This is a genomic window from Bowmanella denitrificans (assembly GCF_002887595.1).
Classification (GTDB): domain Bacteria; phylum Pseudomonadota; class Gammaproteobacteria; order Enterobacterales; family Alteromonadaceae; genus Bowmanella; species Bowmanella denitrificans.
The window spans coordinates 1-20,065 of record NZ_PEBU01000015.1 but is presented as its reverse complement, the minus strand read 5'-3'; the positions used below and the strand labels follow the sequence as shown (position 1 = coordinate 20,065).

23 protein-coding genes and 1 pseudogene are annotated in these 20,065 nt (G+C 47.0%); 3 read left to right on the top strand and 21 right to left on the bottom strand.

Annotation, left to right across the window (positions count from 1 at the left end):
• Nucleotides 1-135 precede the first annotated feature (135 nt).
• Nucleotides 136-2,289, top strand: a complete 2,154-nt coding sequence (locus tag CSR04_RS21490) for a TonB-dependent receptor (protein WP_102798402.1) — start codon at nucleotides 136-138, stop codon at nucleotides 2,287-2,289.
• Nucleotides 2,290-2,355: 66 nt separating this feature from the next.
• Complete coding sequence (locus CSR04_RS21485) at nucleotides 2,356-3,036, top strand: Fe2+-dependent dioxygenase (protein ID WP_102798401.1); 681 nt, start codon at nucleotides 2,356-2,358, stop codon at nucleotides 3,034-3,036.
• Here CSR04_RS21485 and CSR04_RS21480 read toward each other — a convergent pair whose 3' ends face one another.
• On the bottom strand, nucleotides 3,037-3,960 hold the full coding sequence (locus tag CSR04_RS21480) for a DMT family transporter (RefSeq protein WP_102798512.1): 924 nt from the start codon (nucleotides 3,958-3,960) through the stop codon (nucleotides 3,037-3,039).
• A gap of 91 nt (nucleotides 3,961-4,051) precedes the next feature.
• On the opposite strand from CSR04_RS21480, the gene CSR04_RS21475 reads away from it, so the two are divergent.
• Entirely contained in the window at nucleotides 4,052-5,491 is a 1,440-nt protein-coding gene (locus CSR04_RS21475; protein WP_102798400.1) for an aminotransferase-like domain-containing protein, read from the top strand.
• Nucleotides 5,492-5,785: 294 nt separating this feature from the next.
• Here the strand turns inward: CSR04_RS21475 and CSR04_RS21470 are convergent, their stop codons facing one another.
• The 20 genes and pseudogenes from CSR04_RS21470 to CSR04_RS25450 form a co-directional block, all read right to left on the bottom strand.
• Nucleotides 5,786-6,088: a type II toxin-antitoxin system RelE/ParE family toxin gene (locus CSR04_RS21470; RefSeq protein WP_102798511.1), complete on the bottom strand. Its 303-nt coding sequence runs from the start codon at nucleotides 6,086-6,088 to the stop codon at nucleotides 5,786-5,788.
• Entirely contained in the window at nucleotides 6,076-6,333 is a 258-nt protein-coding gene (locus CSR04_RS21465) for a type II toxin-antitoxin system Phd/YefM family antitoxin (protein ID WP_102798399.1), read from the bottom strand. Before CSR04_RS21465 ends, CSR04_RS21470 begins: the two co-directional genes overlap by 13 nt.
• Nucleotides 6,334-6,888: 555 nt before the next feature.
• Entirely contained in the window at nucleotides 6,889-7,938 is a 1,050-nt protein-coding gene (locus CSR04_RS21460) for a serine hydrolase domain-containing protein (RefSeq protein WP_102798398.1), read from the bottom strand.
• Nucleotides 7,939-8,586: 648 nt separating this feature from the next.
• Nucleotides 8,587-8,877, bottom strand: a complete 291-nt coding sequence (locus CSR04_RS21455) for an AbiV family abortive infection protein (protein ID WP_102798397.1) — start codon at nucleotides 8,875-8,877, stop codon at nucleotides 8,587-8,589.
• Nucleotides 8,878-9,491: 614 nt separating this feature from the next.
• Complete coding sequence (locus CSR04_RS21450; protein ID WP_146027227.1) at nucleotides 9,492-9,809, bottom strand: hypothetical protein; 318 nt, start codon at nucleotides 9,807-9,809, stop codon at nucleotides 9,492-9,494.
• Nucleotides 9,810-9,944: 135 nt separating this feature from the next.
• Nucleotides 9,945-10,556: a DUF6037 family protein gene (locus tag CSR04_RS21445; protein ID WP_102798395.1), complete on the bottom strand. Its 612-nt coding sequence runs from the start codon at nucleotides 10,554-10,556 to the stop codon at nucleotides 9,945-9,947.
• Nucleotides 10,557-10,729: 173 nt separating this feature from the next.
• On the bottom strand, nucleotides 10,730-11,050 hold the full coding sequence (locus CSR04_RS21440; protein ID WP_102798394.1) for a hypothetical protein: 321 nt from the start codon (nucleotides 11,048-11,050) through the stop codon (nucleotides 10,730-10,732).
• 131 nt (nucleotides 11,051-11,181) lie between these two features.
• Nucleotides 11,182-11,562: a hypothetical protein gene (locus CSR04_RS24805; RefSeq protein ID WP_172449455.1), complete on the bottom strand. Its 381-nt coding sequence runs from the start codon at nucleotides 11,560-11,562 to the stop codon at nucleotides 11,182-11,184.
• Nucleotides 11,552-11,872, bottom strand: coding sequence for a hypothetical protein (locus CSR04_RS21430; protein ID WP_102798392.1), 321 nt, complete (start codon nucleotides 11,870-11,872; stop codon nucleotides 11,552-11,554). Before CSR04_RS21430 ends, CSR04_RS24805 begins: the two co-directional genes overlap by 11 nt.
• Before the next feature lie 112 nt (nucleotides 11,873-11,984).
• Nucleotides 11,985-12,446 (bottom strand): hypothetical protein, encoded by a 462-nt coding sequence (locus CSR04_RS21425; RefSeq protein WP_102798391.1) that lies wholly within the window; start codon nucleotides 12,444-12,446, stop codon nucleotides 11,985-11,987.
• A gap of 466 nt (nucleotides 12,447-12,912) precedes the next feature.
• The gene (locus tag CSR04_RS21415) at nucleotides 12,913-13,272 is read right to left on the bottom strand and encodes a hypothetical protein (RefSeq protein WP_102798389.1); all 360 of its coding nucleotides are present in this window, start codon (nucleotides 13,270-13,272) and stop codon (nucleotides 12,913-12,915) included.
• Nucleotides 13,273-14,215: 943 nt separating this feature from the next.
• Complete coding sequence (locus CSR04_RS21400; RefSeq protein ID WP_102798386.1) at nucleotides 14,216-14,890, bottom strand: alpha/beta fold hydrolase; 675 nt, start codon at nucleotides 14,888-14,890, stop codon at nucleotides 14,216-14,218.
• 84 nt (nucleotides 14,891-14,974) lie between these two features.
• Nucleotides 14,975-15,286 (bottom strand): ribonuclease E inhibitor RraB, encoded by a 312-nt coding sequence (locus CSR04_RS21395; RefSeq protein ID WP_102798385.1) that lies wholly within the window; start codon nucleotides 15,284-15,286, stop codon nucleotides 14,975-14,977.
• 54 nt (nucleotides 15,287-15,340) lie between these two features.
• Nucleotides 15,341-15,694 (bottom strand): hypothetical protein, encoded by a 354-nt coding sequence (locus CSR04_RS21390; protein WP_102798384.1) that lies wholly within the window; start codon nucleotides 15,692-15,694, stop codon nucleotides 15,341-15,343.
• 272 nt (nucleotides 15,695-15,966) lie between these two features.
• Nucleotides 15,967-16,170, bottom strand: coding sequence for a hypothetical protein (locus CSR04_RS21385; RefSeq protein ID WP_146027225.1), 204 nt, complete (start codon nucleotides 16,168-16,170; stop codon nucleotides 15,967-15,969).
• A 136-nt stretch (nucleotides 16,171-16,306) separates the two neighbouring features.
• The gene (locus CSR04_RS21380) at nucleotides 16,307-16,807 is read right to left on the bottom strand and encodes a hypothetical protein (RefSeq protein ID WP_102798382.1); all 501 of its coding nucleotides are present in this window, start codon (nucleotides 16,805-16,807) and stop codon (nucleotides 16,307-16,309) included.
• A 129-nt stretch (nucleotides 16,808-16,936) separates the two neighbouring features.
• The gene (locus CSR04_RS21375; RefSeq protein ID WP_146027224.1) at nucleotides 16,937-17,251 is read right to left on the bottom strand and encodes a hypothetical protein; all 315 of its coding nucleotides are present in this window, start codon (nucleotides 17,249-17,251) and stop codon (nucleotides 16,937-16,939) included.
• 236 nt (nucleotides 17,252-17,487) lie between these two features.
• Nucleotides 17,488-17,814 (bottom strand): low molecular weight protein tyrosine phosphatase family protein, encoded by a 327-nt coding sequence (locus CSR04_RS21370; RefSeq protein WP_102798380.1) that lies wholly within the window; start codon nucleotides 17,812-17,814, stop codon nucleotides 17,488-17,490.
• A gap of 122 nt (nucleotides 17,815-17,936) precedes the next feature.
• Entirely contained in the window at nucleotides 17,937-18,356 is a 420-nt protein-coding gene (locus CSR04_RS21365) for a hypothetical protein (protein WP_102798379.1), read from the bottom strand.
• A gap of 226 nt (nucleotides 18,357-18,582) precedes the next feature.
• Nucleotides 18,583-19,983 (bottom strand): annotated as a pseudogene (locus CSR04_RS25450) (transposase); the annotation flags it as partial.
• Nucleotides 19,984-20,065 lie beyond the last annotated feature (82 nt).

Here is a 20,065-nt window from a genome sequence, read left to right as displayed (position 1 = left end):
ACAAAAATACTGCAAATATTAATAATCATTCCTATTTACACTAGCATCACTTTTGCTATGATACTCTGACATAAAAAAGAACGATTCTCACCCACAACAATCGTTTTTTCCGATACTTTTTTTCATAGGGATTTTATGTCTAACAGAACACACACTCCTTATGGGTCAGCAACCAGCTTGCTTGCCCTAAGCGTTGCAGCCGCTTTTTCTTCTCAAACCCTGGCTGCAGATCAGTCTGAAATTAAAGAACTGCCAACCGCCCAGGCCACGGTGCAACAACAAGACAGTTACCAGGTCACCCGCTCCAGCTCGGTTAAATTTACCCAACCACTGCTGGATACCGCCAAGTCCATCACAGTGATCCCCGAGTCAGTGATGAAAGACCGCGGCGTAGACAGCCTGCGCGATGCCCTTCGTAGCGTATCGGGTATTTCCCTGGCGGCCGGTGAAGGCGGAGCACCTTCCGGCGATAGCATGGCAATTCGGGGCTTCAGCGCCAGCAATGATATTTTTGTTGACGGCATTCGGGATATCGCCGGTTATTACCGAGATACCTATAACCTGGAATCGGTTGAAGTGGCCAAAGGCCCTGGGTCTGCGGTAACGGGACGTGGCGCCACAGGGGGAAGCATTAACCTGCAAAGCAAAACCGCACGTCTGGATCAATTCACCGATGTCAGTGCCCGCGGTGGCTCTGAGCAGGATTATCGGGCCACCGTTGATACCAATATGCAGGTTGGTGACACCAGTGCATTGCGGGTTAATTTACTGGCGCAGGATGGTGAACTGGCGGGTCGCGACGAAGTGGAAAATGCCACCTATGCCGGAGCCTTGTCCTACGCCGCCGGGCTTGGCACCGATAAACGTTTTAACGCCAATCTGGAATATCAAAAGCAGGATAATCTGCCCGATTATGGTCTGCCATGGGTAGGAACCAACCCCGTGGCTGAGCTGGCAGATTATGTCAACCAGGCCCCACCGGTGGATTTTGACAACTTCTACGGCAATGTGAACCGGGATCAGGAAGACATTAAGTCCCAGTCTGTCACCCTGCGCTACGAGCAGGATTTGTCGGCACACAGTCTGTTGAGAATTCAGGCCCGCGCCGGCGAAGTAAAACGTCAGACCATAGTCACCGCACCACGCTTTTACAAGCTGGCGGAAAGTACCGATGTACGCCTGAGCGATGAGAAAACCCGCGACAGTAAAAACAGCCTGAAGGCTCTGCAGGCCGACTGGATTGCCAATCTGCAAAGTGGTGATATCCGTCATGACCTGGTGGTCGGCGTGGAGCTGGCACGGGAAACCTTCAAGCGCTGGAACATGACCGACGTGGTAGATGACAATCTGGACAGCGGCCCGGCCCTGAATGACCTGTATCATCCAAACCCGCACTTACCCTTTACCGGTCGTTATGAGCGCGATGGCACCAGTATCGAAGCCGATGCTGACACCCTGGCCATCTATGCCTTTGACACGGTAACCATTAATCCGCAGTGGCAGGTCACCGGCGGTTTGCGCTGGGAGTCTTTCGACAGCGACTACCAATACGACTATTCCGACCCGTCTAAAGTGATCAATACCGATGACAATATGCTGGCCTGGAACCTGTCTGCAGTGTACAAGCCGGCCGAAAATGGCAGTATTTATCTGGCAGCGGGCAACTCTTATAACCCATCCGCAGAAGGGGTAGCCGTTTCCACACGTCGCAACGAGGCAGAGTTGGATCCCGAGCAAACCCGCAGTATCGAGCTGGGCACCAAATGGAACCTGCTGGATGACAAACTACTGACCAGCGCGGCCTTGTTCCGCTCGGTAAAAAATAATGCCCGCCTGTTAAATGACGACAGCATGTATGAACTGAATGGCGAGCATAAGGTGCAAGGCATTGAGTTAAGTGCCACCGGCGTTATCAGCACGCAGTGGAACATTATCGGTTCATTCAGCTATCAGGACAGCGAAGACGTCAGTACCGGTAACGAGCTGCCAAATACGCCTAAGCAGTCCTTCAGCCTTTGGACCACGTATCAGTTCAATGATGCGCTAAACGGCGGCTTCGGTGCCCAGTATGTTGGCAAACGCTATAACAACAGCTCTGAAAATCGTCGCACTGGTGATGACTATGTATTGCTGGATGTAATGCTGTCTTACCGCGTCAATGAACAGCTCAGACTGCAATTCAACGGTGAGAACCTGACCGACGAAGAGTATCTGGAGCAACTGGGCGGTGGCCATGCCATTCCCGGCGTGGGCCGCTACTTTACCCTGGGCGCCCACTATAGTTTCTAGTTAGAATGGCGTTAAGCTTGTTGTTCAGGCCCGCGATTGCGGGCCTTTTATTCTGGAAGATTCACCATGTTGTTAAAGATCCCCGCCGTGCTCAGCAAAGCACAGGTCAGGCAAATGCGCACCGTGCTGGAAGCTGCCGAGTGGATAGACGGTAATGTCACTGCGGGCTATCAGTCATCGCAAAGCAAAAACAACCTGCAATTGCCTGACAATTCAGCACAAGCCAGGCAATTAGGCGATCAGATACTGGCGGCATTGGGCCAGCATGCGTTGTTTATGTCAGCCGCCCTGCCGCTGAAAATCTTTCCCCCCTTGTTTAACTGTTATCAGGGCGGGCAGTCTTTCGGCGTACATGTGGACAATGCCATTCGCCAGGTGCCCGGCACACCGGTGAAAGTGCGAACAGATTTGTCCATGACCCTGTTTTTCAGTGAACCGGATGAATACGATGGCGGTGAACTGGTGATGGAAGATACCTATGGTTCGCAGCGGGTCAAACTGGCGGCCGGTGATATGGTGCTCTATCCCTCCACCAGTCTGCACAGAGTAACCCCGGTTACCCGAGGTCGGCGGCTGGCATCGTTTTTCTGGCTGCAAAGTATGGTGGCCAGCGACGAGAAACGCGCCATCCTGTTCGATATGGATATGGCGATTCAGTCGCTGCGCAAACAGGTACAGGACAGCCCGGAGATCGTACAACTGACAGGTGTTTATCATAATCTGCTGCGCCAGTGGGCACAGACCTGATTATACAGCCTCTGGTGTGGCAGACTTTGTCACACCCAACCACTTTTTAATCCTGGAAAATGGGGTCAATACCAGCGCATTGCCCGCCAACACCAGGGAAAATCCCCAAATCGTTTCACTGTGCCAGTGAAAATCCTCGAACCAGCTGCTTAGTACCACCGCCACCAAAGGAAACAGCACAATCACATAACTGGCCTGCTGCGGGCCGATATTTTTCAGCAGCGCAAAATAGCAGGCAAACGCCACAACCGTGCCAAATACCGCCAGATATATCAGGCTCAGCACATAAGGTGCCCTGGCATCAAAGCTGAAGCTGGCCCCGCTGAATATCGAGACCAGGGTCAGTATCAGGGTGCCATACAGCATGCCCCAGGCATTGCCCTGCAGCACGCCGACCTGACGTCTGGAATTGCGTACACTGACCATATTGCCAAACGAGGCAATTAAGGTACCGCCCAGCGCCATTAACAGTCCCACCAACACGGTATTGGACATATCCAGTTGCTGCAGATCCTGCCAGAATAATAACAAAATCCCCAGAATGCCCAGCAGTGCGCCAATATAGGTGCGCCCGGCAATAGGCTGACCAAAAAACAACCTTGTATTGATGATATTCATCAGCAGCATGGTGGAGAAAGCGATAGACGCCAGTGCCGAGGTCAGATAAGCCTGCGCCCAGTAAAGCACCAGATAATTAAAGCCAAAATTACACAGGGCCAACAGAATAAAAAAACCATGTTGCACCAGGTTAAAGCGCATCGGTAATTTCCGATACAGGCAATAACCCCACATCAGCAGCGCAGCCATGGCAAAGCGATAAACCAGGGACACTTCGGGTTCAACCACGCCAAGTTGAAATTCGATGGCCAGCCAGGTTGAGCCCCAAATCAGGACAGTGACGATATACAGCAATAGGTTTTTCATGTTGGCCATCTTCCCGTTGATTCAGCTAGCAATGATAGACCCTATCTGTATACTTAACATATACAGTTTTTTAAAAAAGCGACCTATACAGATGGAATTTTCTGCCGGCCAGCCATCGGAGCGTTTTCTCTATCATCAGGTGGTTGACCTGATTAGCGATATGCAGCAAAAAGGCACCTTGCGCCCTGGCGATCGCATTCCATCGCTGCGGCAATTAGCCGGGCGGCTGGATATCAGTGTGCCCACGGTTAAACAGGGTTACCTTGAGTTAGAACGATTAGGTTTGGTGGAAGCCAGACCTAAATCCGGCTACTTCCTGCGTGCCAGTCAGGCCAGAATGAATACCCCGCGCAAACCCAGACAGTCGACCCGGGCGGTACCTGTTGGCCGTCAGGAAATGATTGAGCAGGTACATGCCAATGTGCACCAGCACAACGCCCTGCCCCTGGCTATTTGCAATCCCGTTTCTGCCCTGCCCCCGCATAAAGCCCTGGCGCGTAATATGCGCAGGGTTATTTCACTGGCCAATGAACAGGCGCTGGGCTATGGCCCACTTAACGGTTTTCTGCCGCTGCGCCGCCAGTTGGCGTTTCGTTATCTGGATTTAGGCGTGCAGGCCGACCCGGAACAACTGGTGATCACCAATGGTGCCCAGGAGGCCCTGACCATAGCCCTGCTGCTGTTGGCCAAACCCGGCGATGTGGTCGCGGTGGAATCCCCCTGCTATTTCGGCATTCTGGAACTGATTGAAAGCCTCGGCATGCTGGTATACGAAATTCCCATCTGTCCCGATGACGGTTTATGCGTTGACGATGTTAAACGTGCCATAAACACTCAGCCCATCAAGGCCTGTATTTTCTCCACCAGCATTACCAATCCCCTCGGTGCCATGCTGACGGAAACCAACAAGCAAGCCATTGTGGCATTGCTGGAATCCAGAGATATTGGCCTGATTGAAGATGATGTTTACGGCGATCTGTACTTTGGTGAACGCCGTGGCCTGCCGGCCCAGATTTACGCTAAAAAAGGGCTGGTGATCACCTGCTCGTCTTTTTCCAAAACCGCGGCCCCCAGCCATCGTATCGGCTGGCTGCTGAGCCCCCGTTTTGCCGCGCAGGCAGTAAGATTAAAACGCGCGCTTTCCTGCACATCATCACTGCTTAACCAATGGACCCTGTCTGAATATATGGCATCGGGCGAATATGAGCGCTATATCAGGCATCTTCGTGACGTTCTAAAAATCAATATGCAGCGCATGAAAGCCAAAGTGGAGTCCGCTTTTCCCAATCAAACCCGGGTCAGCAGCCCCCATGGCGGCGCGGTGCTGTGGCTGGAGCTTGCCCGCAAGGCAGACGGCGCTCAGCTTTTTCAGCGCGCCCTGGAGCAAGGCATTAGCATTATGCCCGGCACGTTATTCTCCCCCACCGATAAATACCGGCACTGCATCAGACTTAGCTATGGCGTACCCTGGACCGGGGAGGTTGAACTGGCTATTGAGCGCCTGGGGCGGCTGGCCGGGGAGTATTGGTGAGTTGGCTGTTGGCTGTTGGCTGTTGGCTGTTGGCTGTTGGCTGTTGGCTGTTCAGACTATTGAACCCTTAGAGGGATGCCGCATAAAAGATAGTGCCGATGGCGCATAACGTTGACGCGAAAATAAGAAATCGAATCCGACTGTTAAAAACATCCTGGTGTACGGAAAAGCGGCCTGTACGCTGCAGCTCCACAACCAAAAGCAAACTAAACTCTCCTGAATGTATCACGCTGAGTGCATCGGTGATCTTGACGTAGCGAAGTGCGGACAAAGGCATCTGAGTGACGCGCCTGATTAGCTGTTTTCAAGCATATACGCACGAAACTGCCGCTCCTCCCGCATGACATAGATGACAAGAACCCGACCCTCATCCTCACGATAAAAAATACGACAGGGTCGAACCACTACCTCCCTGTATACCGAATTAGTGAGTTCTGGAGGAATCCGCCCGGATCGGGGAAAACCTTCTAACCGGTCTGTTTTGTTGAAAACCTCTTCTACCAGGCGGCTTGCTGCGGTGGGATTGTCCAGCGCGATATACTCTGCAATGGCGTTTAATTCCTGAAGAGCAGGCTCCGCCCAGATTACTTCAGCCATTTACGCATTTTCTCCCTGGCTTCACTTTGACTGTACGTTTTTCCCTCAAGTACAGCACGCTCTCCTCGTGAGAGCCCCTCAAGCAGCTCAAGCCGACGCTGCATAAACTCATAATCCTGCACATCAACAAGATAAGCGGACGGTTGACCATGTTCGGTTATCAGTACCGGCTCTTTTGTCAGATGCAGGTCTGCCAGGATCTTTGTGGCTTGGCGCTTAAGGTTGGTAACAAGTTCAACTTTCATGAGCTCACTCTGAACCAGAATAATAGTGACACTATAGTATCACTCTGCGGATGAGGCAATCACAGCTGACGAGGCTGTAGAAACCCCTGCTTTTTTCAGATAGCGATTTATCCTAGTTAAAATCCAGGAGAGTTTTTGATATCGATAAATCCAGACCTTAAAGAAGTAGCGTTATTTTTATCTTATTTATCAATGATTTTCGTATAAAACCTTGCGAATTTTTATACAGCCTCAACGCACCGTTAACAAGCACGCGAGGTTTCTGAGTCAGTGCCAGCGCTTTTGCTTGCAGCTAAAGCTGCCTGTCGATTCAGAACAATGGCCTATATACCAGCCAGTTGGAATAGATTAGCCGGAGTTGTTCAAAGGCTCAAAGTGAACAAGATGCCACATAAACAGGGGCTTGTGATACTCGTAAACACGCTAAAAGGCAGGCTTCGCATGAAGCAATGCAACACAATCGGACGAAGCAAGGCGCCCCCTTTGCCAGCTTGATTGGTTAGGCGGCGCTATAGGGAATCTCTAAATCGCCGAACAATTCGGGGCCTACGCTTCTCACTGTTCCCTGCGCAAGATTCGAACAATACGGCCGTAAACAACATTCGATAACAATTCCATATCTCCACCGGTTGTATTCACAAACTGAATAACCACTGCATCGATATCTTTGTAATAGCGTGCGATGCTATGGTATCCCAGCACCCAGCCTTTATGTTCATACTTGTAAATTGCGGAGTAGATAGCCTGTTCATCATCATTTAGCAATGCCCCATCATTCAAAGCACGCAAGAACACGCCGACATCCTGTGCGGTGGCAACCATTGAACCACCGGGAACAACATAATCCAGCGTCTTCAGATCACCATCGTATTTAGTGTAGTAACCACTGGCTACAACTTCGAGATTTACATCGCTAAGCAGCCCATAAGTATTGGTTAGCCCCAGAGGGGCAATGATCTCACTTTTGATGTACTGTTGGTGGCTGTATCCCAACACCTTGTCGAGAATACTGCCAATCAACAAATAATTGGTATTGGAGTAACGATAGTCGGTGTCAGGTTCAAAATCTGCCGGCTCATCCAGAACCAGCGCCAGATTCTCGCTGATCTCCATCAACGGGTTCCCCCAATCGAATTCCTCATCGTCGACGTAATTGGGAATACCGCTGCGATGCTGCACCATCATCTTCAGGGTGATCTGATCGGCATATTCAATTCTGCCCACAAGTTCAGGTAGGTAATCTGCCAGCGTGTCATCCAGAGACAAATTTTGTTTATTGACCAACTTGGCAACGGCCGCGGCGATATACAACTTGCTGATGCTGGCAATCTTAAACAAGGCTTGCGGGTCAGCTGGTATCTGCGCCGCCCGATCTTTCCATCCCGCTGCATAAAGAGCGGGTGGCTGATTGGCCTGGTCGACATAAACGATCATGCCATCCAGCCCAGAATCAATAGCATCATCGAGCTGCTCCTGCACCGTATCTGGTAATGGTGTTATCCATGCCCATATTCCCTCCCAAGGAGGGAACATCACGATGCAGATTATCGCCACAATAGGCATGATGATTCTCAGTAATCGAACTACAGGTTTCTTCTTTTGCATTTGCGATTACCTTTGCATGTCGCCTAACGAATGGTATGGATTTCCCTCTTCCCAGCGTTTTGCCAAACTCAAGTGGCAACTGTTGAGGAGAACGCCCATGTCAGATCTTAACTATACCTATGGCATTGTTTCGCCAGACTGCGTTTTAGTATCCATGGTGGAGACTGTCGTGGCAAGGTCATAAATACATGACCTCCTTGTCCTTTATGACATGTGCTCCATGGCATGCCAGTCACATTTACAACAAGCGTCCTGCCTGTTGCCCTGCGGGCCAGCTAAAGCTGTTTAATCTGGTTCCATACCAGACTTTTTCTCAAAATATTCTTCACCACGAAGGACGCGAAGCGCACGAAGGACAATAGAGATTGTCCACTCTTCGTGTTCTTCGTGCCCTTCGTGGTAGAAAAAGAATGACTTGAGAGAACCGGGGTTGGCTTTTGGTATCAGGCACGCAACAATAAACTTCTACATCTGAGCGAAGCCATCCAAGATAGGCTTTCCACTCAATTGGCTCCCAGCAACTTGCCCACCTTTTAGCAGCGCCCTGCACCGACCGAGAATTTTTTAGCGAGGGTCAAAGCGGCTTGGGCCGCTTGGGGCAAAGCCGCTTTGAACTATTGCCAGTATCAATGAACCTGACCCCTTTGATCAATGAACCTGACCCCTTTGATCTCTTTGATCACGTCTAACTTCCCTTTTTCCTTCACTCCACGATCTCATATGGCCAGATTTTATTTTAGCTATTTCTTCAAATACTGTTATTGAAAGAAACACAGATGGTGCAAAGTGTTTTGCAAAAAATAATATTGCTGATGAGTTTAATAGTTCGAAGACATGAGAAATCGCGGCATTATATTCATCTCTATCTAGTAGGCCAATATACTCATCTGAGGTGACCTTTGATGCATCATAAGCAAAATGATATCCCTTTTTATTCACCGAAACTCCTTAAGCAGCTAACGCCCCGTTTAAGGGGCACAAACATGTAGGCTAAACTGCAAAGCAGCCTGCATGTTTGTGTCCCAGCCCATGCCCCGCGTCGGCGACTTGAAACGATTGTTAGGTGCGCCCGTTGAAGGGGTCGGATTCTTTTGGGACATTGAGTAAATCTTTTTTATGGCCACAAGTATTGCATACATGGAATATATGTAACTTGTAATTCAAAAGAAAGCTACAAGCATGCAAGAATTTGGGAAGCGATTTAAGAACAAACCATGCCATCGTTATAAACAGGGCCAATAAATGAAAGAAAACAGTGTACGCATGGGAGTCCCAAAAGGTACTCAATAAATTGGTTGCAATAGTTACAACTAAATAGGATGCGCCCCAAATAACAAAGCCATAAAATGGCAACAGTATCAATAAACCTAGTGCGTCTAAAAAACTAACATGCCCTGCAATCTTTAGTTTTGAATTATCCGAACAGCATTCGTTCATCAGCTAAACTCCAAAGCACCTAACGCTTTGCCAATGGGCAAATGCGAACGTCGTGGGGCGAAGCCCAGTGAGTGCTTGTCCCAGGCGCGCTTTTTGCGGCGATATTAGGCAACTTGTTATACGCCATCTTTAAATGTACTCGTTAATGGTTTGATACCGCCATAACTGTCAAATTCAGCAGCCTTAACTTTACTTGCTGATTCCTCAATAGGGACTTCAATGAAAAGAAAGTACTTCGTCGCTGAATGAGCTGAAGAGTGGAAATGCAATTCTGTACCAAATGGAATTTTGCCGATGCTGCCACTATCGGTCTTAACTTCTATATCTTCACTTGAAGAATAAATCTCTGAAGTTACGAAATTAAACTTCCCCCAAATTGAACCAGCAAAAAAAGAAACCACACATAACAACGCCACTAAAATTTTACTTTTCAACTCCATGTCTCCTTTGGCGTATAACGCCGCCATAAGTGGCGAAAAAATGCTTGGCAAAAATTAGCGACGAAGGAGCGCAAGCCAAGCTTTTTTGCGTCCACTCTTGATGGCTTTGTTATATTCCAAATCTCAAGATTATCTGTTAGAAAAATTTTGAATGATTACTGCATCCGATTTGTGATCATTAGAATCGGTTGAATAGCAAAAGCTTATCGACTGATCTCCACTGAACTCTGGGTACAAACTTGGTCTTAGCAGTCTAGTTTTATTGTCATTGAACGGTGTTCTTTTTCGCCCATCTGGATTTCTCATAACACTATAACAGTAGCGCTTTTTGGGATCTTGACTGTCACTCTTTGATAGAGATGCAACCATTGCTTCCTCAATCTGTGGTGATTTACCCGGAGTTACTTGAGTTGGAATAAATTGAGCAAAATACTCATTAAACTGACTCAATATATCTCCAAGATTTTCACCATACTCTATATTAAAAAATTCCCTTAGCAGCTTCGCTTCAATAAGAAACCCAGTGGTGTTCACAGCAGTAACAAGTCGATCATTTATGTTTTCACTTTTCAATATCTCTATTTTCATCAAAGCGTATTTCGGCTTTTTTTCCCCGTCTTCGTACAGCTTCGCTAACACAATGTAATCGCGGCTTTTGTAATTGAAAGGAAACGCATCTATGACCCAGCCATTTGCTATCATATCCGCTTTCAACAACTTGAAATTCTCAAATACACTCATATTTTTTACTCTTGATGTTTAGCTAGACCTATTTTGTTGATTCGATTGCAACTATTAAGCGAAACGACACCTATCGAATATAACGCTCGGCTCTGTGGCTGGCAAAAGTGGAGGCGCAGCCGGAGCTTTTGACAGTCCGACAGCAGCCGCTTGTTAAGCGATTTATTGGACGCCTATTCTTCATGAAATTGCTCCCACGCTTCAGATTCCAATTCACCACAGTCCGAAATCAAATTTTTATCTTCATCATATATTTTAAATGTATGCTGAATACCTCCGATTGACGCTGAACCATCTAAGCCCAGCAGGAGCGTATAGAATGTATCTGTGAGCACCTGATCAAGCACTGACTTCATTTGTTCTTTTTGCTCAGATGACAACCCCATTTTTTCAATCAAATCAGATACTGCTGTTTCTTCCTGTCCAGAGGTATAAAGCTCCAACAGGTAATCCCTCTCTTTTTTCCAGCACTCTGCAAAATCTTTAGCATCCATATCTATCACTTAGCGCTTAACGCTTTGCGAAGGGGCGCAAACCACTGGCTATACTGCGCGAAGCGCCAAGCCAGTGAGTTTGTGTCCCTGCCGCGTTGTTTGCGGCAAACTTGCGCAACTTGTTATGAGTCTCATTCACTCGCATGAACAATGCTCATACATTTGTCACCGCATTCAGACAGTACCCTATTGAGGGTATTTACATCAAAGCCGATACCTTTAACTTTTGTTCCGTCTTTGAGCCAAAGCTCAATCTCAGTTTCAGACATTCGAACAATGACCGTGACTTTCTCATTCAAAATGAGCTCTCGAACTTCTTCATCGGAAGTTTCTTTGTTCATCGATGAAGCTGCTTCATTGGCTCCAGCAAAAGATGACAGCAAGCAGAGTGTTAGCGGGATTACTGTGTTTTTCACGAGAGACTCATAACGCAAAGCTTTGGGGCGGCTGAAGCACAGCGTAAGCCGTCCCAGCCACGATAGTGGCGACAATAGCGCCTTGTTATAAGCCATTTGCACACTTAACCAGCAGTGTAACGACTTTTGCATTTGGATTTTCATCTGAAATAATGGCATTACCATTGTTTTCCCAAGCCATTGTAGCTTGATTGTCAGTGCATCCCAAGGAAGCAGCCGCCCCTTGCGCACTCATATTTGCAAGCTTTTGCATAGATTTGTCGGATTTTGAAACCTTGTCCAACACGGTAATCTTAGCCTCTTGGTTTGCCTGTGAGACTGCGATTGAAACTTTAGGTTTAACACTAGGTGTAGAAGAGCAACTCGTCACTAAAATCGACAGAACAACTAATATCACTTTCTTCATTCATCTATCCCTGATTAAGTTTATTGATGGCTTATAACGCACCGTTAACGGGCGAGCGTATTTTGCGAGTCCGTGCCAGCGCTGTTTGCTGGCACATGCGTTTAACGGCTTGTTATAACTCATTTATACCCATGCGCCTTAATTCACTTGCTATCTCTGCTATTGGAAAGAATTTTTCAAGGGTTATTGAGCCTCCATCCCTTAAAATGATAGATAAATTTCCGATTTTTTTGTCCTTTCTTTCCACTTCAAAACATTCTACGTGTTCAGTTTTGACTCTTTCTTCGATCAAGCCGTATACCAGAGACAAATAGTCGGGCGTTATTGAAAACGTCGGGAAGTCTCTTCTTTTTCTATCTTCCAACCAACTATCGGTTGTAACCCAAGTAAAAAAAAGGAAGACTAGCACCAGAATGCCGCCTAATCCGTTTGCAACTTCCCTAACAAGTTCCGAAATTGAGATCTTTTGTAGTGCATTGGTAATGATGATGAAGGTTATTATTCCGCATACACTCGGATAAAGGGCTTGTTTTAAAACGAATTTCTTCCATTTCTTTTGGTCAAAAGAGTACATAGTCTACCAATGAGTTATAACGCTCCGTTAACTGGCGAGCGTAGTTTGCGAGTCCATGCCAGAGTTGTTTGCTGGCACATGCGTTGAACGGCTTGTTATGTGTTGAAGCCATCTGGGTCACTTTAACTTGTCAGGCTTTATTGCCAAGGTAACGAACAAAGTTGAAAACATGAAAAATATTGCGGAAATACTATAGAAAATACCCATCACGTCACTTTTAGGCTTCTCATCTATCAAGATATAAGCGCAGAGATAAGTTACACCAGAAAAGACGTAAACCAAAAAATTGTTCCACTTAGAACCGGCTCTAATCTGCGCATGATAAGTAAGAAACAAAGAGACGGCACCAACGAATATGAAAATCAATTTTCACTCCAGAACACATAACGTTCTTGTACATGGGCGAAAAACGAACGCCAGTGAGTTTTGAGTCCAAAGCCCAAAAAGGGCTGCGTGCTACAAATTGTTAGGCGCTGTCACATTCAATTCCTTGTTTTACCAGAACTTCTGCAATCTGCAGAGCATTGAGTCTGTTGCGCTGGAGTGTGTGTTGAGATGTCCCCGGCTCGAACTTTGATAGGGCCTTTTCGGACCTGGATGCCATATCTGAAATTGCGCTCAGAGCATCTCGTAAGTCATTCTGGGGCGCCGTCCTATCGTCGTTTATCAAATGAGAAGCAACCTGTAATGCATCTATGTTCTTCTTTAGCATCTTATGCTGCCACGTTCCTGGGGTTAACTTCTGACAAGCTTTCTCCGACTTGCTAAGAAGAGACGTTATCGGACGAAGTGCTTCTTGAGTGCCATCAAATGTCAGATTTTTCATCGCTGCACCAATTCTCGTATGCCTAACGAATGATATGGACTCTCCCTTTCCCGGGTGCCACGCTTAACTGGCAACCATTGAGGAGAACGCCCATGTCAGCTCTTAACTATACCTATGGCATTGTTTCGCCAGACTGCGTTTTAGTATCCATGGTGAAGACTGTCGTGGCAAGGTTTGAATATCATGACCTCAATGTCTTATATGGCGGGCCAGCCCCATTTACAACAAGTGTCCTGCCTGTTGCCCTGCGTGCCAGCTAAAGCTGTTTAATCTGGTTCCATACCAGACTCTTTCTCAAAATATTCTTCACCACGAAGGACGCGAAGTGCACGAAGGACAATAGTGATTGTCCACTCTTCGTGTTCTTCGTGCCCTTTGTGGTAGAAAAAGAATGACTTGAGAGAACCGGGGTTGGCTTTTGGTATCAGGCACGGAACAATAAACTTCTACATCTGAGCGAAGCCATCCAAGACAAGCTTTCCACTCAATTGGCTCCCAGCAAATTGCCCACCTTTTAGCAGCGCCCTGCACCGACCGGGAATTTTTAAGCGGGACCAAAGCGGCTCGGGCCGCTTAAGGGATGATGTTTCAGCAATTGCGGCGGGCTTCAAAAAGCCTTCTAACGAATGAGGTCCCACAACCACGCAGATTACTCGCTCTATACCTGCGCTCGCCCTGCGGGCCGCCCTTTGGGCGTTCAAATGGATTCCTTACCCATTTGTCATCATGGCCAGAGCAACTGTAAGTCCACTAACAAGTCGAATGTAGAGCGGCAGTCCCATACCACACATCAAGATTAGTGTAGCTGTTGTTTGACAAACGGGGGAGTCCATGTAGCCCCAATCACAGGACCACCGGAGTGGAGCAATTTTTGTGGAATAATGGAGCGTAGCGACACCACAAATAATTGCGCAACGTAGGTGGTTCCGCGTGCATTGGATTGTTATACGTCTGCACCCTGTATCAAGCTCCAGCATTGCTTGGGGTTTGTTTGAAGCACAAAATGTGTGCCATCTACTTCATGTACCGTTAGCTTATGACACAGCCTACTAAAAGGCTCCAACGCAGCTCTCGACACCAATTTATCATCCTTTGGCCTTATATACGAACATGGAATTTCGATTGGTGTAACTGGGTACTTAAGCGTTGCTATCTGCTTAAGTCTATGGTCAAGAACGTCGTTAGAAACGTGATCAAGCGCCTCATAAAACACCGCGATTAGCTTTGAACTAGAGAACCGGCCAAATAAGATTTTTCCCAGTATAGAGTTTGGGACAAACCTGCTTTTGAGCACGCTCACCGGTAAATATCTTGCCAGCGATGCCATCCATGAAGGTGAGGATATAAAGCTCGCGGCGAATATTATGTGGCGGATATTTTTGCACCCAATATTTAACATATTATAGGCGACCATTCCCGAATAGGATTCAGCAACCAATACTAAGGGTTCATCGCCAATCGTGTCGACCACATACTGTGCCTGATCGATGTAACCAGCCGCAGCATCCTGTATAAGAGGCACCGTAATCACTTCTAATCCAGCAGGGGCGGATTCAATAAAGGGCTCGAATAACCTTCCCGTTCCATCCATACCAGGGATCAAAACTACCTTCATCATTCAACCGTATAACGCCGCCAACACAGGCGAGCAACTTGTTGCGAATCCATCACTAGCAGAGCTAGTGCGATGTGTTCGGCCTTGTTATGTTCTTTGAACAACACGCCAGTTTTCCAATATTACATTATGCTCATCCGCCACTTTGTTTAGCCAAACCAGTGTTTTCGCAATATCCTTTTCCTGCAAGATTCCGTCAATCCGTAGCCTGAGTGAATAACCAAAACCATTAGGGTGCTTTTGAGTGCTCACTCTCATGCTGTTGTCGGGGTGATAAAACTCCGCTGCCAGCGACGGAAGTTTGGCCTTGCCAACAACATAAAATTCAAACTCCAACTCATGAAAGCCTGATATATCAATACCTGAATTCGCTAGCCTATTAATTTTCGAAGAAATCATAAGAGAACATAACGCCCCAAGCAGCGGCGCGAAGCGTCCGACTGCCTTTGCTTGTTATATAGCCCACTCAACGGCCTGAACTCCTTCGATTTCCTTAACGATTTCTTCTAGAACTCGTTTGGCTTTTTCTTCTGGTGCTCGATCAGGTTTACCAAATAGCCTCTTAAGAAAAGACACTTTTTGTTCAGGCCAAATTTGCCAAAGTGGGGGTATAGACGCTTCATCATTTTTCCCAAGATAAAATGTCACCGCTTCGCCATCAATTACGGACTCTATAGCGTACATATAATCTTCATTTTCAGGACTGCCAGGCTTAAACCCTCGTTTGGAGAATTCACCATAAAAATAGTCAGCCATCTCCTTATTAGTTTTGAACTTATCCGTCTTCATATACAGATTCAGGCTCATTCGATGACATCCCTCTTGGCTATATAACGAATGATATGGACTCCCCCTTTCCCGGAGTTTTGCCAATCTTGAGTGGCAACTGTTGAGGAGAACTGTCCATGTCTGATTTTAACTATGTCTATGGCATTGTTTAGCCAAACTTAGTTTTAGTATCCATGGTGAAGACTGTCGTGGCAAGGTTTGAATATCATGACCTCAATGTCTTATATGGCGGGCCAGCTCCATTTACAACAAGTGTCCAGCCTGTTGCCCTGCGTGCCAGCTAAAGCTGTTTAATCTGGTTCCATACCAGACTTTTTCTCAAAATATTCTTCACCACGAAGGGCGCGAAGCGCACGAAGGACAATAGAGATTGTCCACTCTTCGTGTTCTTCGTGCCCTTCGTGGTAGAAAAAGAATGACTTGAGAGAACCGGGATTGGCTTTTGGTATCAGGCTCGGAACAATAAACTTCTGAATCTGAGCGAAGCCATCCAAGATAGGCTTTCCACTCAATTGGCTCCCAGCAACTTGCCCACCTTTTAGCAGCGCCCTGCACCGACCGGGAATTTTTTAGCGAGGGTCAAAGCGGCTTGGGCTTCTTAGGTACAAAGCGTTGGCACAATTGCCCCATTTATCGATGTTTCAACGACATTGCCCTCTTGATCCCGCTTGCTTCGAATTTACCAAGTAGCTCATTAAGAACTGCCAGCTCCGCTTCGTTGTTTGGCTGGCACTCGATTTTATCTACTCGGTGGCGAACTAAGTACCACTCGTTTTCGTTTTTAATTTGCCCTTTTGCCACGATACGCTGAAGTTGAGCTTCGCTTTTTTGAAAGAAGCTAGGCAAATGCGACCCTACAATTTTATAAAACACCTTGATAGCGGATGACCTATATTGGGCGTTTAAATCGCCCAACATCAGATGCGTGTCACGTAGCCCTTGCTCGAAACCTGATGCGAGCAGAGAAGGCTTAATTGCATTATCAGGGCTATTAATTATTTCGTTAACTTGGCTCAAAGATACCGACCAGCCATTTAGCAGCGGCTCTAATTCTGGGCTATTTAGTTTGACAAGCTCTTCGGCTAATTCCTTGTAAACGTTAACAAGAGTTTCAAGCTTCTTAGATCTCATGGAAAACTCTCAATTCCTTACTGCGTACAACGCAAAGGCTTGGGGCGCAGGCACGGAGCTATAATCGCGAAGCGGCCCGTGTTTGCGTCCCAGCGAACGAAGTGAGTGGCAATAGCGTATTGTTATATTTCATACGCACAAGACTACAATAAAACCTATTGCTAAAACAAACACTAAGGAGAAATAAGGCATTTTGTATGTACGGTAGTTTCTTGCATCTCCGGGGGGAGTTAACCATGCCAGAAGAGTTGATGTGTAAGTCATGACCTTTGGTTTCATTTTTCCGTTTGAGCTGATCACATGATATTTCCAGTTCTGAAACTCACCACCATACCTAGTAAGATCTGATTCCAGTTCCTCTTTTGCGGCAGATAAAGCTTGTTCTGAATTTTCCAGAAGTCTAGTGATTCGAAGAATTACTTTGCCTTCCTTGGTATAACGCATAGAACATTCTGATGGGACTGTTCGCTCTTGAAGAACCCTAAATCCACTTTTAGCTGATGCGTCTGATTGAAATAAGAAACTGTAGGCGACTGTGACTTTTTCGTCTCTTTTCCGAACCAAAATTTACATCCTTGCTGTCTGAAAGAAATATAAAGCAGCCATATGAGGCGGAGCGTATTTTGCGCCGTCCCAGCCGCCGCTTTTGGGCGGCGATATGATGGCTTTTGTTATCTGACTCATCTTAAACGCACATGCTTTGATACACGATTCTCAAGAATTCTTATCAGCACAGGGTCCATCCGGTCATAGTTGTCAGGGATATCTAGACATACAAGTTTTTTCCCGGTCAGAAGATCCTTGAACTTCTTTGATACCTTGTTCTTATGTGTCTTTTCCATAACAAAGACAATATCAGCCCATTCAATCAGATCTCCACTAACGACGGTTTCAGCATCCAGATTTGTGCCACAACCTATAGCATTGATGCCTTCATAGGCAGAGAACACTTCTTCGCCCGTGGGACTTCTCAGCCTATTTTCACTGCATACAAACAATAGATTCACGATTCCTTCCAATCTGATAACGCTTTGCAAAGGGGCGCAAAACGCTGGCTATACTGCGCGGAGCGCCAAGCCAGTGAGTTTGCGTCCCAGCCGCATTGTTTGCGGCAAACTTCCGCAACTTGTTAGGTTGCATTCGAAGAGCTATTTTTGGGCACAACATTTTTGCGTTCCCGTATTTCTCTCATAAACTCCTCGTGTCCAGTAAAGTCATTTTTGTTAAATATTGAGTCTTCTTTGATTTCAAGTGATTTCATAAGACCCAAAATTTGTTCTATCTGGGCATCGTAGTCCAACGCAACCATTTGAACATAAAGCATATATTCGTCGAGACTGATTTGCCTGTCTTCGTTATTCATTTTGGCCTGAATGAATAGCCCCCAATTAGATTGATGTATTTTGTGTTTTGCATAAGCTGCTTTCAACAGCCCTTGCAGGGCCATATATACTGGAACCTTATTGTTTTTGAACTTTTCTTGTAGAAAAAGTACGACAGAAACAATAGTAACGATATAAGCAATAATCTGATCGATGGATAAATTCATAGTTCCTCCTTGCAACCTAACGAGCCTGTAGAAAAAGGTTGTTTCGGGTCTTCATTTTCTACGCTCGGCTTAATGATTAACTTGCCTTACTTTGCCTTGAACTTGAGTGTTTTTCAATTGGATTGGCGCTTGGCTTGGGGACTTTCCTCTGCCGCATAATTGCACTGATTTGGGCCTGAGTTTACAGGGCTGGCGGAGCGTTTTTTAGGGGGAGTTCAGGGGCAAGTCAGGCCGCTAACTGGCCGTAATGGTTGAGTTTTTCTATATTGTGTATCAAACAGAATAAGGTCCACTGACTTTGAACTTTCGCTGTACCTCTGAGGCTGAATCGCCTGAGTTGTTTGTTGACGGTGATATTGCCAAACACCGGCTCCACTGTCGACATGCGGTGACTGTATATCTGTTTGCCTTGCGCACTGTCTACCCGATGCTTCATCCAGTCTGTATACGTGGGCTCCCGCCCCGCATCGAGTCTAAAGCTCACCTGGCGTCCCGCGCCTTTGCGGTGGTCGGCAGCGCTGGGGTTGTGCATGCACTGCTGTTTTTTGTCACAGTGGCGGCACTGCAATAACTTACCCTCGAAGTAGGCGATTTTTATGCCTTGCTCATTCTTTCTTATCCCTCTGAAGCTGATGCGTTGACCTGCCGGACAAACACACTGGTGATTGATAGGGTCAAAGCTGAATTCACTGGCCGGGATGACGCCTTGCTTACGCACCTTTTTATCCTGATGGCGTTTACCATATTTGCGCTTTTGCTCGTTGAACTTGGGGTCGCGTTGCCGGAACTGGTTGTCAGGGATATAGGCATTAATTCCCTGCTCATGCAGATACTGCATGTTCTGTTCATTCGCAAAGCCCGTGTCGGCCGTGATAATGGTTTGCGCTTTTAAGATGTCATCACTAATAGCCAATCGCCGGAAACGCTCTCGAATACTTGCCAATACCGGTTGCAAGGTATGGTGCTCCTGGCCTTCACCAAAGGCTTGGGCATCAACGATGATTTGATGCTTTTTATCCACTGCCGCCACGCCGTTGTAGCCCTGGATGGTGCCTTTGCTGGTAGTCATCTTGGCCGATTCATTGTCAGTGATATTACTTTTGACTTCCTTGATACGCTTGCCTTTGCCCATCCTTGGGTTATGCGTCTTTAGGAATTGGTCTATCTTGTCATGGGCCTTGTTCAATGTCTCAATAGCTTGCTCCGCCCGCTTTTGACGGACTTCCTCCGCGGCGTCAGACTTATCCAATTTCTCGTGCTCAGTCATGTGATAGCGAATTTGCCGTTTCAGTTTGGCGCGCTTGGCTTCCAGCTCCTTAAAGGTGCCAGACCATTCTTTCGCCGCATTCGACGGCATCTTGCAGCCATCAATCGCAAACAACTCATTGCCCAGTAAACCCTGGGTATGGCATATCAATAACACCTGCTCGAATACCTGTTCTATCTCCTTACGCCGACCACTGACAAAAGCTGCAATGGTGGTGAAATGCGGTACCGAATCACACGACAAGGCTTTAAAAATCACATTGGTTTCACAACACCACTGAATTTCACGGCTGGAGGTGATGCCTTTGGAATACGCAAACAGGATGATTTTTAACAGGGCTGCCGGATCATAAGCAGGACGGCAAACAGGGTGAGATCACGAACATTATTTGAGCAACCTCGACTTGATTTGTCAGACCAATTGACGAGCTGATCATGCTGTG

Excerpts from the sequence above, each read along its gene's own strand:
- CSR04_RS21490 (WP_102798402.1), top strand. The coding sequence starts at position 136 with ATGTCTAACAGAACACACACTCCTTATGGGTCAGCAACCAGCTTGCTT.
- CSR04_RS21485 (WP_102798401.1), top strand. The coding sequence starts at position 2,356 with ATGTTGTTAAAGATCCCCGCCGTGCTCAGCAAAGCACAGGTCAGGCAA.
- CSR04_RS21480 (WP_102798512.1), bottom strand. The coding sequence starts at position 3,960 with ATGAAAAACCTATTGCTGTATATCGTCACTGTCCTGATTTGGGGCTCA.
- CSR04_RS21475 (WP_102798400.1), top strand. The coding sequence starts at position 4,052 with ATGGAATTTTCTGCCGGCCAGCCATCGGAGCGTTTTCTCTATCATCAG.
- CSR04_RS21470 (WP_102798511.1), bottom strand. The coding sequence starts at position 6,088 with ATGGCTGAAGTAATCTGGGCGGAGCCTGCTCTTCAGGAATTAAACGCC.
- CSR04_RS21465 (WP_102798399.1), bottom strand. The coding sequence starts at position 6,333 with ATGAAAGTTGAACTTGTTACCAACCTTAAGCGCCAAGCCACAAAGATC.
- CSR04_RS21460 (WP_102798398.1), bottom strand. The coding sequence starts at position 7,938 with ATGCAAAAGAAGAAACCTGTAGTTCGATTACTGAGAATCATCATGCCT.
- CSR04_RS21445 (WP_102798395.1), bottom strand. The coding sequence starts at position 10,556 with ATGAGTGTATTTGAGAATTTCAAGTTGTTGAAAGCGGATATGATAGCA.
- CSR04_RS21440 (WP_102798394.1), bottom strand. The coding sequence starts at position 11,050 with ATGGATGCTAAAGATTTTGCAGAGTGCTGGAAAAAAGAGAGGGATTAC.
- CSR04_RS24805 (WP_172449455.1), bottom strand. The coding sequence starts at position 11,562 with ATGGCTTATAACAAGGCGCTATTGTCGCCACTATCGTGGCTGGGACGG.
- CSR04_RS21430 (WP_102798392.1), bottom strand. The coding sequence starts at position 11,872 with ATGAAGAAAGTGATATTAGTTGTTCTGTCGATTTTAGTGACGAGTTGC.
- CSR04_RS21425 (WP_102798391.1), bottom strand. The coding sequence starts at position 12,446 with ATGTACTCTTTTGACCAAAAGAAATGGAAGAAATTCGTTTTAAAACAA.
- CSR04_RS21415 (WP_102798389.1), bottom strand. The coding sequence starts at position 13,272 with ATGAAAAATCTGACATTTGATGGCACTCAAGAAGCACTTCGTCCGATA.
- CSR04_RS21400 (WP_102798386.1), bottom strand. The coding sequence starts at position 14,890 with ATGATGAAGGTAGTTTTGATCCCTGGTATGGATGGAACGGGAAGGTTA.
- CSR04_RS21395 (WP_102798385.1), bottom strand. The coding sequence starts at position 15,286 with ATGATTTCTTCGAAAATTAATAGGCTAGCGAATTCAGGTATTGATATA.
- CSR04_RS21390 (WP_102798384.1), bottom strand. The coding sequence starts at position 15,694 with ATGAGCCTGAATCTGTATATGAAGACGGATAAGTTCAAAACTAATAAG.
- CSR04_RS21380 (WP_102798382.1), bottom strand. The coding sequence starts at position 16,807 with ATGAGATCTAAGAAGCTTGAAACTCTTGTTAACGTTTACAAGGAATTA.
- CSR04_RS21375 (WP_146027224.1), bottom strand. The coding sequence starts at position 17,251 with ATGCGTTATACCAAGGAAGGCAAAGTAATTCTTCGAATCACTAGACTT.
- CSR04_RS21365 (WP_102798379.1), bottom strand. The coding sequence starts at position 18,356 with ATGAATTTATCCATCGATCAGATTATTGCTTATATCGTTACTATTGTT.